This window comes from Citrobacter sp. R4, assembly GCF_026719175.1.
GTDB lineage: Bacteria > Pseudomonadota > Gammaproteobacteria > Enterobacterales > Enterobacteriaceae > Citrobacter_A > Citrobacter_A sedlakii.
Window position 1 is genome coordinate 56,930 of the sequence record NZ_JAPPSU010000003.1, and the last position, 15,940, is coordinate 72,869.

10 protein-coding genes are annotated in these 15,940 nt (G+C 55.3%); 3 read left to right on the plus strand and 7 right to left on the minus strand.

All coding sequences use genetic code 11. From position 1 onward, the window contains the following. The first annotated feature begins 134 nt into the window (after positions 1-134). Positions 135-1,379: a SulP family inorganic anion transporter gene (locus tag OOJ60_RS09015; RefSeq protein WP_205612435.1), complete on the plus strand. Its 1,245-nt coding sequence runs from the start codon at positions 135-137 to the stop codon at positions 1,377-1,379. On the opposite strand, the gene mgtE is transcribed toward OOJ60_RS09015, so the two are convergent. The 6 genes from mgtE to OOJ60_RS09045 all read right to left on the minus strand — a co-directional run bounded on the left by mgtE (position 1,342) and on the right by OOJ60_RS09045 (position 8,877). Next, on the minus strand, positions 1,342-2,778 hold the full coding sequence (mgtE, locus tag OOJ60_RS09020) for a magnesium transporter (protein WP_205612436.1): 1,437 nt from the start codon (positions 2,776-2,778) through the stop codon (positions 1,342-1,344). The genes OOJ60_RS09015 and mgtE overlap by 38 nt on opposite strands. A gap of 151 nt (positions 2,779-2,929) precedes the next feature. Further along, a complete protein-coding gene (locus OOJ60_RS09025; RefSeq protein ID WP_181822856.1) occupies positions 2,930-4,573 on the minus strand; it encodes a multidrug ABC transporter permease/ATP-binding protein in 1,644 nt (547 codons plus the stop codon). Positions 4,574-4,648: 75 nt separating this feature from the next. Further along, on the minus strand, positions 4,649-5,299 hold the full coding sequence (gene alkB / locus OOJ60_RS09030; RefSeq protein WP_205612437.1) for a DNA oxidative demethylase AlkB: 651 nt from the start codon (positions 5,297-5,299) through the stop codon (positions 4,649-4,651). After that, positions 5,299-6,363: a bifunctional DNA-binding transcriptional regulator/O6-methylguanine-DNA methyltransferase Ada gene (ada, locus tag OOJ60_RS09035; protein ID WP_060570138.1), complete on the minus strand. Its 1,065-nt coding sequence runs from the start codon at positions 6,361-6,363 to the stop codon at positions 5,299-5,301. The genes alkB and ada overlap by 1 nt, the downstream gene beginning before the upstream one ends. A 227-nt stretch (positions 6,364-6,590) precedes the next feature. Further along, positions 6,591-7,646, minus strand: coding sequence for an FAD:protein FMN transferase ApbE (gene apbE, locus OOJ60_RS09040; protein ID WP_060570137.1), 1,056 nt, complete (start codon positions 7,644-7,646; stop codon positions 6,591-6,593). 115 nt (positions 7,647-7,761) lie between these two features. After that, positions 7,762-8,877 (minus strand): porin OmpC, encoded by a 1,116-nt coding sequence (locus OOJ60_RS09045; protein ID WP_042290569.1) that lies wholly within the window; start codon positions 8,875-8,877, stop codon positions 7,762-7,764. A gap of 742 nt (positions 8,878-9,619) precedes the next feature. On the opposite strand from OOJ60_RS09045, the gene rcsD reads away from it, so the two are divergent. Both rcsD and rcsB read left to right on the plus strand, forming a co-directional pair. Beyond that, complete coding sequence (gene rcsD, locus OOJ60_RS09050; RefSeq protein ID WP_060570136.1) at positions 9,620-12,289, plus strand: phosphotransferase RcsD; 2,670 nt, start codon at positions 9,620-9,622, stop codon at positions 12,287-12,289. A 16-nt stretch (positions 12,290-12,305) separates the two neighbouring features. Then, complete coding sequence (rcsB, locus tag OOJ60_RS09055) at positions 12,306-12,956, plus strand: response regulator transcription factor RcsB (RefSeq protein ID WP_042290573.1); 651 nt, start codon at positions 12,306-12,308, stop codon at positions 12,954-12,956. Between the two features lie 50 nt (positions 12,957-13,006). Here the strand turns inward: rcsB and rcsC are convergent, their stop codons facing one another. Further along, positions 13,007-15,853 (minus strand): two-component system sensor histidine kinase RcsC, encoded by a 2,847-nt coding sequence (gene rcsC, locus OOJ60_RS09060; RefSeq protein ID WP_205612438.1) that lies wholly within the window; start codon positions 15,851-15,853, stop codon positions 13,007-13,009. Positions 15,854-15,940 lie beyond the last annotated feature (87 nt).

Consider the following 15,940-nt stretch of genomic DNA (forward strand, 5'->3'; position numbering starts at 1 on the left):
GATTTTTTATAAGGATATTCACAAGATTTTCTGGAAACTCGCGCGCCAGGCAGGTACTATGCGACGCTTTGTTTCCATCGCACGGACGCCAGTCGGTCTGCTGTTATCAGGCCATTTCCGACCTGAGAGTATTTATGTCTGTAACCCCTTCTTCTGCCGTCGCGGCAGACAACACCGTCAGCGGTGTCATGCGCTCGCCACGCCTGCTGGCGCGCGAAACGCTGGCGGGCGTGATCACCGCGCTGGCGCTGATCCCCGAAGTGATTTCCTTTTCCGTTATCGCTGGCGTTGATCCGAAAGTCAGCCTGATCGCCTCGGTGGTGCTATGCCTGGCGATGTCGGTACTCGGCGGTCGTCCGGCGATGGTAACCGCCGCCGCGGGCTCCGTGGCGCTGGTAATTGGTCCGATGGTGCATCAGCACGGCGTGGGATACATCCTGCCTGCGGTCATTCTGGCCGGGTTGATTCAAATCCTGTTCGGCGTGACCGGTATGGCGCGTCTGATGCGCTTTATCCCCTCTGCGGTGATGACCGGCTTTGTCAACGCCCTCGGTATTTTAATTTTCTTCGCCCAGGTTCCCCATTTCTGGAGTAAAAGCCCGTTAATCTGGGGATTGTTTGCCCTGACGCTGTTGATCGTGCTGTGGGCGCCGCGGTTTATCAAAAGCGTTCCCGCGCCGCTGATCGCCATTGTGTTATTGACGGTGTTTACAGTGACCACCGGTCAGATCCTGCCGACGGTGGGCGATGAAGGCTCAATGAGCGGCGGACTCCCCGGACTGACGCAACTGCGGGTGCCGCTGAATCTGGATACGCTGACCATTATCTGGCCGTGCGCGCTGAGCATCGCGTTTGTCGGTCTGATGGAGTCACTGCTGACCGCGAAGCTGGTCGACGACCTGACGGTCACGCCGTCAAACAAAAATCGCGAAAGCGCCGGTCTGGGCATCGCCAATATCTGCGCCGGTTTTTACGGCGGGATCGCAGGCTGCGCGATGATCGGCCAGACCATCGTCAACGTTGAGATGGGGAAAGGACGCAGCCGCGTATCGACTTTCGCCGCGGGTGTGGTGTTGCTTCTGCTGGTTACGGCTCTGAGCGAGGTGATGGCAAAAATCCCCATGTCGGTGCTGGCGGGGATCATGGTGATTGTGGCGGTAAAAACCTTTAGCTGGCACAGCATTCAGCCCAGCACGCTGTCAACTCTGCCCGTCACAGAAACGCTGGTGATGCTGGTCACCGTGGGCGCAACGGTTTCTACCGACAACCTGGCGATTGGCGTGGTTGCCGGTGTGCTGGCGATGGGCCTGCTTCCGCGCGTCATCAGAAGTAAAAAACGCGCTACAGAAGAAACAGCGTCGCCAGCCCAAGAAAAATAAAGAAGCCGCCGGTATCGGTAATCGCGGTAATCATGACGCTCGAGCCGACCGCCGGGTCGCGCCCGTGCCTGACCATCGTCATAGGGATGATAACCCCCATCAGCGCCGCCACCAGCAGGTTGAGCACCATCGCCAGGGTCATCACGCCGCCGAGCGCCATGTCGTCATACAACCACCAGGTGATGCCGCCCATAATCCCGCCCCAGACGAGACCATTCACCAGCGCGACGCCCATTTCACGCAGGATCAAAAAGCTCAGGTTACCGGGCTGAATGTTCTGCAACGCCAGCGCGCGGACGATCATGGTGATGGTCTGATTGCCGGTATTACCGCCTATCCCGGCAACGATAGGCATCAGCGAGGCCAGCGCCACCAGCTGCGAGATGGTATGTTCAAACCCATCGATGACCCGCGAGGCGATGAACGCCGTACAGAGGTTGACAGCCAACCACGCCCAGCGCGTTTTTACCGCTTTCGGCACTGGGGCAAAGACGTCTTCCTCGGCGCTCAGCCCCCCCATCCGCCGGAGATCGCTGTCGGTTTCTTCGTACACCACGTCGACGATCTCATCAATGGTTAAACGCCCCATCAGCTTGCCGGCGGGATCCACCACCGCCGCGCTGACCAGGTTGTCACGTTCAAACGTGCGCGCCGCGTTTTCCGCGATATCTTCCGGCTCAAAGGTCAGGGGATCGTTATCCATGACCTCGCTGACCTGGCGCTGTACGTCGTTGAGTAAAATGCAGGTCAGGGACAACTCCCCAACCAGCGTTTTATCGCGACGGGTGACGAACAGTTTGTCGGTGTTCTCAGGCATCTTGCCCAACCGACGCAAATAACGCTGCACCGCCTGCAGAGTCACGTCGGGACGCACGGTAATAACCTCGAACTCCATGATCGCGCCGACGCGGTTCTTTTCGTAATGCATCACCTGGCGCACGCGGGCGCGCTCGTCCGCCGGTAATGACGCCAGCAGTCGTCCGGTCAGGTTTCTCGACAGGTGCTGCACCAGATAGATCTGTTCGTCAATGTCCAGATATTGCAGGGCATCGAGCAGTTCCCTGTCGGTCATTTCGTCGATCAGGTCATCCCAGACGCTTTCCGACGCTTCTAGCAGCACGTAACCGCGCTTTGCCTTATCAACCAGGTGCCACAGCGCGTGGCGTTCCTCTGATGGCAGCGCTTCAAGGGTATCCGCCAAATCCGGCGGCGGCAGATGGGCGACCAGAGCGCCTACCTCAGCAATATCGTCGGCAAGCGTACCGACATCATATTGCTCAGCCAGGGTGAGTTTGCCCAGTAAGGTGGAAACGACCGCTTTGTCGGTCGTGAGAAGCCAGATCAGGCGCGCACGTTCTTCATCGCGCAGCCTTGCGCTGTTTTTGGTTTTTACAGACATTAATCATAAATCCATGATATGAGTTGCCATTAAGCATGGTGCGAGATGATGTAAATAACAATAAACGGCATTAGCGGACGGATAAAAAAACGGCAGGCGACAATCCGCTCACCCAACGTGCGCAGGGCCATCGGGCGAACGGTTGTCAGCTTCAGGCGGTACGCGCCACCGCATCACGCGACGCAGCGTCGCGCTCAGCGCCCACCAGCTCGCTCAGTTGACCGTTACGCATTTCCAGCAGGCGGTCGGCGTGTACAAAGTAGTGATCGTCGTGGCTAATGGCGAAAATGGTTTTCCCCATCTCCTGCATCAGCGGCAGCAGCACCTGATAAAATTCGCGGCGAAAGTGCGGGTCCTGGTCAGCCGCCCATTCATCAAGCAGAATGATGTCCCGCTCTTCCGCCAGCGCCAGCAGCAGCGCCACGCGCTTTTTTTGCCCTTTTGACAGTTTAAGATTCAGGATCCGCCCGTCGCGCAGTTCCAGCTTGTGCGCCATTTTCAGGTGCGCGAGCCACTTCTCAACCAGCGCCGGATCTGCCGGTTTGCCTTCCGGACCAAGCAGTTGATCAAACAACCAGACGTCGGTAAATACCGCCGAAAACAGCTTACGGTAATCTTCCGGTTTCTCTGCAGATAGTGGCTTGCCGTCGAGCAGAATTTCGCCGGACTGCGGCTGGTACAGCCCCGTCAGCAACATCGCCAGCGTCGACTTGCCGCTGCCGTTACCGCCGATCAAAAACAGCAGTTCGCCGCGATGAAGGGTAAGGTTCACTGGCCCCACGGCAAAGGCGTTGTCCTGATAGTGAAAGGTGACGTCGCGCAGTTCGAGGGTTTTCCAGTCCGCGAACGCCTGCGGGCGGGGAAATTCCGCTCTGAACGGCGCCAGCGCGAATGTGTTCAGCTTGTTAAAGGCCACCTGAGCCGTCAGCAGCGTCGGCAATGCCCCTACCGCCGACAGCAGCGGCGTACGCAGGAACAGCAGCGTCAGCGAATACGTGGCCGCGACGTTGGTATCCGCCCAGCCAAGACTATTCGCCATCCAGAACACCAGGCCAATGGCGCCGAGCATCATAATATTCGACCAGTTCACTGCACTCAGATGGAACGTATCGGCGCGAATAATATGGTGGCGATACTCCCGCGCGTCCGGCACGTACAGATGATTAAAGATCTGTTCGGCCCGCTCGCGGTTGAGGGTCAGCTCCTTGCGCCCTTCCAGCACCGTCTGATAGTCGTTGTACAGCTTATCTTCCGTCTCACGCAGCGTCGCCATATGTCGGTAGACCCGCGCAACAAGCACGAACCCGCCCCAGATGGTGATCGCCATCCAGATTGCGGTCACCAGCAGCATTTTGGTCGACAGCGTCGCCAGATATGCCGCGGACCCCACGGTGAGGATAATCCCCTGTACCAGCTCCGGCAGACGCACAAAAGCGATAGTAATGTTACGGATATCGCTGGTCAGTCCGGCCAGCAACGACGCGCTACCGAGCTGTTCGATGCGCTCGACGTGGGTATCCAGAATACGCTTGATGAACTCACTGCGCAGACGATAGACAAAGTGATGGCCGAGGGTGGTTAACGCCAGCTGCGAACCCAGCGTTACCGCCATCAGCAACAGTAATAAACCGAGGAATTCCGGTAACACCAGGAGCGACGTATCCGCCGTTTCGATCAGCCGCTGATTAATAAAGGCAATCAGCCCGATACCTAACGCGGCGCTGGCGAGGCTGAGCGCCATCACGCCGATAAATGGCCAGCGATACTGCCGCCAGACAAGAAGAAGGAGTTCCATTGAGACTACCCGGACAAGGAATAACTGCCCGCAGTTTAAACATCTCAACGCGATCGGCAATAATAATTCTTATTTTTATTCTTTTTTACCCGCCTGACGAAAGGTGAGATTGTAGCGGCAGTTTCCGGTTAACGGGTGAAGCCCGTCCTTCAGCGGTTGAATGCCATGATAAAACAGCCGCGATTCGCCCCCCCATACCACCACATCACCATGTTCCAGCATGAGGCGTTTCAGCGGATCGCTGCGCTTCAGGCCGCCGAACTGAAAAATGGCAGGCAGGCCCAGCGACACCGAGACAATCGGCGCGCGCAAATCCGGCTCGTCTTTATCCTGATGCAGCGACAGCTTCGCGCCAGGCGCGTAGCGGTTGATCAGGCAGGCGTCCGGCTGGAAATCCGTATAGCCCGCCGCCGTCGCCGCCCGCCGGTAAAGTTCGACAAACGATACCGGAAAGGGCGGCCAGGCGTGACCAGTGAGAGGATCAACAGGGGAATAGACATAGCCGCGTCGATCGGTGGTCCAGCCCAGTTGTCCGCAGTTGGTCATCGCCACCGACATGGTGTAACCGCCGGGCGTGACCATCTGGCGAAACGGCGAACGGCTGGCCACCGCGTCGATATCCAGCATTAACGTCTGCGCCGCGCTGAAGGCAAAACGGCGCAGGATTGTCGCGCCGGGCGCCAGCGGCTCCTGCCAGGGTTGTGAATCGGCAAACAGATCGAGCATTATGACTCCTTATCTGATGACTCCCGCCGCAGCAGTTGCGCTTTGCGCGTTACCCCCCAGCGATAGCCCGAAAGCGCGCCATCGCCCCGCACCACCCGATGGCAAGGAATGACGATCGCCAGTTTGTTCGCCCCGCAGGCGCTGGCAACGGCGCGTACCGCTTTCGGTTTGCCGAGCGCGGCGGCCAGTTGCTGATAACTGACCGTTTCACCACAAGGAATGGCGCGCAGCGCCTGCCAGACCTGCTGCTGAAAAGCCGTGCCCTGAATATCCAGCGGCAGCGATAGCGGCACATCGCGCCCGTCAATACTGGCGATCACCTGACGCACACGCTGGTGAAACGCCTCATCAGCCGGTTCGCCGCGCGCCGACGGGAACAGCGCGCGCAGTTCGGCGATCAAACCTGCGTCGTCATCACCCAGCAAGATTGCGCAGATCCCGCGTTCGCTTTCCGCCACCAGGCAGCGCCCCAGCGCGCAGTCTGCAAGCGTATAGCGAACCGTCAGCCGTTCACCGCCGCGGCGAAACTGCGTTGCCGTCATCCCCAGCGCCGTATCGGCGTGACGGTAATAGCTGCTACTGTCAGGGAAACCGGCGTCGAGAATCGCCTGCGTGACGCTCTCCCCTTTGCCCAGCGCGTCGCGTAACCGACGCGCGCGCCAGGCCTGCTGCCAGGCTTTCGGCGTCATGCCGGTGGCGGCCTTGAACAGGCGGTGAAAATGGTACGGGCTCATTGCCACTTGCTGTGCCAGCGCCGCCAGCGTGATGGGGTTATCCTGCTCCAGCAACTGGCAGGCGCGGGTGATGTTATCCAGTCGGTGCTGCCGGGGATGGGCTTTATCCGGCTGACAGCGCTTACAGGGACGAAACCCTGCGGATAACGCGGCCTGCGCATCGGGAAAAAAGCGCACGTTTTTACGCAACGCGTGCTTAGCGCTGCAGGATGGCCGACAAAAAATGCCGGTGGTCTGTACCGCAAAGACAAACTGGCCGTCAGCGGCAGCGCTGCGTGCGAGCACAGCCTGCCAGCATTCATCAGGATTGTTCGACAGATTCGGTTTCATACGGGACTCCTTAAATAAGAGCCTAACCTAAGAGACGTCATTGTGGCAGAGTTTCAACACGGACAGCGCGGAAGAACCGGAGCGTACACGGCGTACGGGAGGATTCTGAGCACTGCCGGAGGCAAAATGGCAAATGACATCGTCTATTGGGCCAGGCTCCTGGCATAGTGCCTGCTTAACGACAGTATGTTCGAAAGCCCTTTCGCAAAAACCCGCAATCTTGCTGTTTAATTTTGTTCACCGATCAGAAAGGCGGAAAACTGTGGCGACATCCAGGTTTTAAAGTCCTCGCCCTCTTTGGTGATCATGTACACCGCCAGCCCTTCTCGGCGCACGACTTCTTTCGCTTTCTCGGCGCCGAGCACCATCAACCCGGTGTCCCAGCCGTCCGCTTCCAGCGCCGTCGGGGCGATAACCGTGACCGAAACCAGATTATGTTCAATAGGGCGGCCGGTCTGCGGATCGATAACATGCGAAAGCCGCTTACCGTCCACTTCATAATAGTTGCGATAACTGCCGGAGGTACTGATGCCATGACCATTAATGTCCACCACCGCCTGAACGGCGTTTTCGCGATCGGTCGGTTTCTGGATCGCTACCCGCCACGGACGCCCTTCGGCGTTCATACCGCGACTGTTTAACGCTCCGCCAACGGAAACCAGATAACGCGCGATGCCTTCCTGCTCCATGAGCCGCGCGAGATGATCCGCCGCATAGCCCTCCCCCACCGTGGACAAATCAACATACAGATCCGGCAGATCTTTTTGCAGGTACTGCTGATGCGCCTGATTAATCACCGTCAGGTGCTGGAGTCCCGTTTTCGCCTTCGCCGCATCGATCTGCGCCTGAGTGGGTACCTGCACCGGCTGTTTGTCCGGACCAAATCCCCAGAGATTCACCAGCGGACCGACGGTAATGTCCATCGCCCCCAGGGTTTTGTCGCCAATACGCAGCGAAGTGGTGATGATGTCCGCCATCGCCTCGCTAACTGGCCAGGGCGTGAGGCTTTTGGTGTGGTTAAAGCGCATCAACGCGGAATCATTTTTATACGTCGAGAGAAGCCGATCGTCAGCATCCAGTTGCGCCTGGATCCGGTTACGCAGTTTCTCTGCGCGCGCGGCGTCTATATCAACCACGCTCACGCGCCAGAACGTGCCCATGGTTTTACCTTCAAGCATCACCGGCGCCGATGCGGGAACCTGCGTCGTGTCAGGCGCGCTATCGCACCCGGTAAAAAAAAGCGTGGCGGCAAGGAGGGCCATCCGCGCAAAAGAAATTTCCATTGGTGATTGTCCTTCTGCGAAATTGCGCAAGGTTACACTAAAAACGCCCGACTGTACGCCGCGAAAAGTCCATAAAAAAAGGCCCCGCAGGGCCTTTTGTCGTCATGAAATGACCTTAGAACTGGTAAACCAGACCCAGTGCGACGATATCGTCAGTACCGATACCAGCAGCGCGGGTGAAGTCATTGTCGTCCAGCAGGTTGATTTTGTAATCTACATAGGTGGACATGTTTTTGTTGAAGTAGTAAGTCGCGCCCACATCAACGTATTTCAGCAGATCTTCGTCGTCGTAGTTACGGCCGTTAACAGTTCCCAGGTTTTTGCCTTTGGACTGCAGGTAAGCCACGGACGGACGCAGGCCGAAGTCAAACTGATACTGCGCAACCACTTCAAAGTTCTGCGCTTTGTTTGCCCAGCCAATGTCGCCCGCACGCGTTGCGTTGTAAGTCTGGGTGTACTGTGCCGCCAGGTAGATGTTGTTGGCGTCGTATTTCAGACCGCCGGTGTAGGTTTCAGCGCGATCGCCGTTACCAATGTAAATGCCGTTGTTCTGCTCATCCGTACGTTTGGAGCTGGTGACTGCCGCACCCAGACCGAAGCCTTCGCCCAGATCGTAAGTGACAGAACCGCCAACGCCGTCGCCGTTCTGGCGCAGGGCTTCACGACCATTGTTAGTAATGCCGGTCATACCCTCGCCGGACGGGCTGCCGTTTTTACCCTGGTACTGAACCGCAACGTTCAGGCCATCAACCAGACCGAAAAAGTCAGTGTTACGGTAGGTCGCGAAACCGTTACCACGTTGCTGCATGAAGTTGTCAGAACCGTAGGTGTCACCGCCGAATTCCGGCAGTACGTCAGTCCAGGAGGTGACGTCATACGCCACGCCGTAGTTACGACCGTAGTCGAAAGAACCCGCATCGCCAAATTTAACCCCAGCGAACGCCACACGGGTCCAGGAGTTGTTTTCGCTTTCAGGCGCGTTACCCTGGATCTGATACTCCCACTGGCCGTAGCCGGTGATCTGATCGTTTACCTGCGTTTCGCCTTTGAAGCCGATACGCATGTAGGTCTGGTCGCCGTCAGCGCTGTTGTCATCGGAGAAATAGTGCAGACCGTCTACTTTACCAAACAGGTCTAATTTGTTGCCGTCTTTATTATAAATTTCAGCCGCATTTGCTGCGCCTGCTACCAGCAGAGCCGGTACCAGGAGGGACAGTACTTTAACTTTCATGTTATTAACCCTCTGTTATATGCCTTTATTTGCTTTTTTATGCCACTGCATACTGATTAACCCTCATTAACCAGTCGGCAAGTTCATTCTCCGCAAAAATGCAGAATAATCCAACACGAATATGATACTAAAACTTTTAAGATGTTTCAGATATCCACATAGATGTTTCAAAACATTAACAAGAAGGAACTTTTTATATCGCCCTGAAAGTCAAGAAATAAGCACAAATGTACAAGAAATAATAAAAACCCTTTAAATACAATAAAATACAGACAAATAAAACATAGCACTGAATGACAAAACAAAATCGTCACTCACAACTAAAATAATCTCGCTATCATCATTAACTTTATTTATTACCGTCATTCATTTCTGAATGTCTGTTTACCCCTATTTCAACCGGATGCTTCGCATTCGGTTTTTTTTTACTTTTCTTTACACTCTCTTTCTGTTTATGTGCTACCGCATAAAAACAATCACCACAATCAGTCATTCCGCTTCGTTTATTTCCTGAATGATATTCATAAACATTTTCTTGTTAATTAGTGCTATTTATCGCACAGCATCGGGTGATATTTGTACGACGCCTGTCGGGTTGTACACGTTTAACGCAAGCCGTTCGTTTCCCGTATATTCCGTGAATAGCGCTGATCATCCGACGCGACGAGAGTGTGGAAATCTACGGCGTAGCCTTTATACTGCCCTATCACCTTTTGCGTTGCTTTACAGGTCATAACCACGAATGAGTCAGTCTGAAACCACGGCTACATCCCGCTTCTCCCTCCTGCCAGGAAGCATCACCCGCTTCTTTTTATTACTGATCATCGTACTGTTGGTGACGATGGGGGTAATGGTGCAGAGCGCGGTGAACGCATGGCTGAAAGATAAGAGCTATCAGATTGTCGACATTACCCATGCCATCCATAAAAGGGTGGATACCTGGCGGTACGTGACCTGGCAAATCTATGACAACATTGCCGCCTCCACCAGCCCTTCCACTGGCGAAGGATTGCAGGAAACACGGCTGAAACAGGATGTTTACTATCTCGAGAAACCGCGCCGTAAAACGGAAGCGCTGATCTTTGGCTCACACGACAGCGCCACGCTGGAAATGACCCAGCGCATTTCGACCTATCTCGACACCCTCTGGGGGGCGGAAACGGTGCCGTGGTCAATGTATTATCTCAATGGTCAGGATAACAGTCTGATCCTCATCTCCACGCTGCCGCTGAAAGATCTCTCCTCCGGATTTAAAGAATCCACTATTGGCAATATCGTCGACTCCCGTCGGGCGGAGATGCTTCAGCAGGCCAACGCGCTGGACGAGCGGGAGAGCTTCTCCTCGCTGCGGCGTCTGGCATGGCAGAACGGGCACTATTTTACCCTGCGTACCACGTTCAACCAGCCGGGACATCTGGCGACCGTGGTCGCGTTTGACCTGCCGATCAACGATCTCATCCCGCCCGGTATGCCGCTGGACAGTTTCCGCCTTGAGCCGGATACCACGCCCGCGACCACGCGAAATAATGAGAAAGAGTCGCCGGACAGCGTCAGCATCAGTTTTAACAGTTCAAAAATTGAAATTTCATCTGCGCTGAATTCAACGGATATGCGCCTTGTCTGGCAGGTGCCGTTCGGTACATTGCTGCTCGACACCCTGCAAAATATTCTGTTGCCGCTGTTGCTGAATATCGGCCTGCTTGCGCTGGCGCTGTTTGGCTATACCACTTTCCGTCATCAGCCGGGACGTTCAACAGAGGTTGCGCCCAACACGGCGGCGAATAATGAGCTGCGGATCCTGCGCGCCATCAATGAAGAGATCGTTTCCCTGCTGCCGCTGGGATTGCTGGTGCACGACCAGGAGGCCAACCGAACGGTGATCAGCAACAAAATTGCCGACCATCTGCTGCCGCATCTGAACCTGCAGAATATCACCAGCATGGCAGAGCAGCATCAGGGGGTGATCCAGGCGACGATCAATAACGAACTGTACGAAATCCGCCTGTTCCGCAGTCAGGTTGCGCCGCGTACCCAAATCTTCATCATCCGCGATCAGGATCGTGAAGTGCTGGTGAATAAAAAACTGAAACAGGCGCAGCGCTTGTATGAAAAAAATCAGCAGGGGCGCATCGCCTTCATGCAAAATATCAGCGATACGCTGAAAGAGCCGGTCAAAACCCTGGCCGACGAGATTGCTCAGGTCGCAGCGCCCGACTCGCAGAAGCTGGCCACTCAGGCTGACGTGCTGGTTCGCATGATTGATGAAATCCAGCTGGCGAACATGCTGGAAAACGATGCCTGGAAAAGTGAACCGACCCGATTCTCGGTGCAAACGCTGATTGATGAAGTGGTGCCGGAAGTCCTGCCGGCAATGAAGCGGAAAGGGCTGCAACTGCTGATCAACAACCGTCTGAACGCTAACGACGAGCGCCATGGCGACCGTAACGCGTTGCGCCGTATATTAATGCTGTTGATGCAGTATGCTGTTACCACCACCCAGATCGGCAAAATCACGCTTGAAGTTGATCAGGATGAATCCGTGGCGGAGCGCTTAACCTTCCGCATCCTGGACACCGGTGAAGGCGTGACGCTGAGCGAAATCGATAATCTGCATTTCCCGTTTATCAGCGAAACGCAGAAAGACCGGTATGGTAAAGCGAATCCCCTCACCTTCTGGTTGTGCGATCAACTGGCGCGCAAGCTGGGCGGACATTTGAATATCAAAGCGCGAGATACGCTGGGTACACGCTATACGGTCCATGTTAAAATGACGCCGTTGGATCAGCATGTAGAAGACGAGGAGCGTCTGCTGGATGATGTCAGCGTAATGATTGACGTGACCTCTAACGAGATTCGCACCATCGTGCTTCGCCAGTTAGAAAACTGGGGAGCCACCTGCATCACGCCGGACGAAAGACTCATAAGTCAAGAATATGATCTCTTTTTAACGGATAATCCGTCTAATCTTACTGCTTCCGGCTTGCTTTTAAGCGATGATGAGTCAGGCGTGCGGAAAATAGGCCCCGGCCAGCTTCGCGTCAACTTTAATATGAGTAATGCTATGCAGGAAGCTGTACTACAACTAATAGAAGAACAGCTGGCGCAGGAAGATATTCCGGAATCCCCCCTGGGCGGCGATGAAAATGCCGAACTTCATGCCAGCGGTTATTACGCGCTATTTGTAGACACAGTACCGGATGATGTTAAGAGGTTGTATACTGAGGCGGCAACCAGCGATTTTGCTGCGCTAGCCCAAACGGCTCACCGCCTGAAAGGCGTGTTTGCCATGCTAAATCTGGTACCCGGCAAGCAGTTATGTGAAACGCTGGAACATCTTATTCGCGAGAAAGATGCTCCAGGAATAGAAAAATACATCAGCGACATTGACGCCTACGTCAAGAGCTTGCTGTAGCAAGGTAGCCTTATACATGAACAATATGAACGTAATTATTGCCGATGACCATCCGATTGTACTGTTCGGTATTCGCAAGTCACTTGAACAAATCGAGTGGGTGAATGTTGTCGGCGAATTTGAAGACTCCACAGCACTGATTAACAATCTGCCTAAACTGGATGCACACGTATTGATTACCGATCTCTCTATGCCGGGCGACAAGTACGGTGATGGGATCACGTTAATCAAATACATCAAGCGTCATTTCCCGAGCCTGTCGATTATTGTTCTTACCATGAACAACAACCCGGCGATTCTGAGCGCGGTACTGGATCTGGATATCGAAGGGATCGTCCTGAAACAGGGCGCGCCGACCGACCTGCCGAAAGCGCTCGCGGCGCTGCAGAAAGGGAAAAAATTTACGCCGGAAAGCGTTTCCCGTTTGCTGGAGAAAATCAGCGCGGGCGGTTATGGAGACAAGCGCCTCTCACCAAAAGAGAGTGAAGTGCTGCGTCTGTTTGCCGAAGGTTTCCTGGTGACCGAAATCGCCAAGAAGCTGAACCGCAGCATTAAAACCATCAGCAGCCAGAAGAAATCAGCGATGATGAAACTGGGCGTCGAGAACGATATCGCACTGCTGAACTACCTGTCTTCTGTGACCCTGAGTCCGGCTGACAAAGAGTAATTCCTTTCCTGTGCAAAATGCCGGATAGCGCTACGCTTATCCGGCATTTTTTATGTCCGCGTTTTGCGCACCCGTTCGGCATAGACCGCAAGGGTTTGTTTCAGCACGTCCAGCGTCACCGGCTTAGACAAACAGCTGTCCATGCCCGATTCCAGGCAGCGCTGCTTCTCTTCCGCCAGCGCGTTCGCCGTCACCCCGACCACCGGCAGCGTCAGGCCAAGCTGACGAATACGTTGGGTCAGACGGTAACCGTCCATATTCGGCATGTTGACGTCGCTCAGCACAATATCAATGTGGTTTTTGCTCAACACATTCAGCGCATCCACACCGTCATTGGCCGTTTTGCACTGATAGCCCAGCGATCCCAACTGATCGGCCAGCAGGCGACGGTTGATCGGATGATCGTCCACCACCAGGATCATCATATCGTCGTTGGCGATCGCCACCTTTTCTGGCGCCGGTAACGAGGCAGTCAGTTCTTCATTGTCCAGCTCGACGCTGTAGATACGGGCCAGCAGCGCGGGCAGTTCATGCGGGGAGGCCACGCTGTGTACCCATTCCCCCGGCGCTCTTTCGAGCGGAATACCAATGTGACGACGGCAGAACATCACCGCCGCTCTTCCCTGCCACGGCTGCTCCAGCGCATCGTCGGTGATCAGCAGGTCGTCGGCGGCGGGCGTCTGACCTTCATAACGGATCACGTCCATCCCGCCGCGCGTCAGGCTGTTCTCAACAAAGTGGCACAGCGAGGCGTTCCGCACCGCCAGCCAGCAGCGCGTGTTGACCAGCCCGTCGAGGCTCTTCTTCGCCGGATACTGCGCGCCGTAGAGCGGAATACGCACCGTAAACTGGCTCCCCATTCCCGGCTCTGAATCCACCGAGATATCGCCGTCCATCATGCTGATCAGCTTTTCACAAATCGCCAGCCCCAGCCCGGTTCCCTGGAAATTGCGCTGCACCCCGGTGCCAACCTGGAAGAACGGGTCGAACAGACGCACGACCTCTTTCGCCGGAATACCAACGCCGGTATCGCGCACCCGAATACTCAGATAGTCATGATCACGCTGCACGTGCAGCACAATGCAGCCGATATCGGTGAACTTAATCGCGTTGCTCAGAAGATTGGAGATAACCTGCTGCAAGCGCATTGGATCGCCATTCATCGCTACCGGCACGTCCGGCTCGATAAAGCAATAAAGACCGAGTTGCTTGCGCACCACCAGCGGCAAATAGTTGGCGGTGATGTGGCTCATCACCTCACGCGGGGAGAACTCTCGCGGCTCGATTTTCAGTTGCTCGGACTCAATCTTCGAGAAGTCGAGAATATCACTGATAATCTTCAACAACAGGCTGGAAGAGTTATTCATCGCCGTCACCAGGCGATCAACCCCTTTCGGCAACGCCTTGGTTTGCAGGAGATCGAGGTTACCAATGATACCGTACAGCGGGGTGCGCAGTTCATGGCTGACGGTTGCGAGGAACATAGACTTCGACTGGCTTGCCTGCTCCGCCGCCTGCGCCATCTCCTGTAAGGACTCTTCCATTTTGACGCGTGCGGAGACGTCCACCAGCACGCATATCGCCACGTTCTCGTTACGATAGCGGGAATGAACGAAGCTGATTTGCAAATTGGTGTTATTGCTGGTCAACACATCGACAAAATTCACCTGCTGTCCGCAGATGATTTGCGTCAGCCGCTGCCGATCCTCATGGGTGAGCATGTTCAGATAGGTGTGCGCCAGCTCGTTACTGAGAATGTTGACGCCGTCGACGGTACGCAGGATACAGATCCCAACCGGTGCCGAAGCCACAATTTTACGGTTGAACTGTTCGTGCTCCTCCAGCCGCTGGGCGTCGCTTTCCGCCGGGATAAAAATTCGCCGCTCATACATTCTGGCGAGGGTAAACAGCGCGGCGCCAACCAAAACGTTCAGCAGAATGGCATTCAGAATTAACATCCGAATCCCCTCCAGCACCAGATCGACCGGTACCGAATAGACGATGCTGAGCGAGGATGGCGGCAGGTTTTTCTTCAGCACCAGCTCACGAAAACCGGGCGTATAGCCAAACCAGGAGCGTTCCTGCATCCAGCGAGGTTCAGCTTTAATGGTGGTTTCCGGCCCCGTCAGTGAGATGAGCGCATGACCATTTTCATCAAGAATGGTCACGCCCATCGGCAGGCTGCCGGGGGTAAAGAAATTTTCCATCCGGATCGCCTGCTCTACGCCCAGCAGGGCCTGCAGCCGGTTAGCCAGATATACGGGCGTCAGCGCGTAAAAGTAGCCGATACCCGGACGCGGCCCCTGTCCCACCCAGTAAAGGTTATTCCCGGAATCATCCTTCGGCGCGCTGCGGTATTTCATGATCCGTTCATGCAGCGTTTTCAGCGCATTGTCGCGCTCAACCGGCATATCGCGCAGGCCAAAATTCGCCATGCACAGATTATCGCTGCCAATCAGAAACACGCGGTTAAGATCGTACGCCGCGGAGAAGTTATCCCGCCAGTAGCGCATAAACCAGGCCAGCGACTCCAGCGATCCGCGCCAGGCGTTGCCCATCGCCGCGCAGTCCGAGTCGGCAAACAAGGGCTCAAAGGTTGGCACGACGGTTTTATCATCGCGGGTGCGTGAAGAAAGTACCCCGTTCTCCGCCGTCAAACGATTCTCGGCAATGTACTTTAGCTCCTTCATCACGTCCGACGTACGCTGAATATAGCGCTGGGCCTGATCGGAACTGAGATTAAACTCCTGACGAATCTCGGACTCCCGCTGATGCAGCGCGTTGACAATGTAGAACACCGAAGCAAAGGCGATTAACAGCCATATCAACAGCGCCAGCGCTCTGAACAGGTAGCGCGAGATTTTCAGGGTTGTACGAAAGGAAGCCAGGTATTTCAAAGGGGCAAAGCTCCGCCTGAGGCGATAAATAGAGTGTGGTTAAGGTAGCGGTAAAAGTGCGATGTCGCAATCCTCACGCCCCTCTTT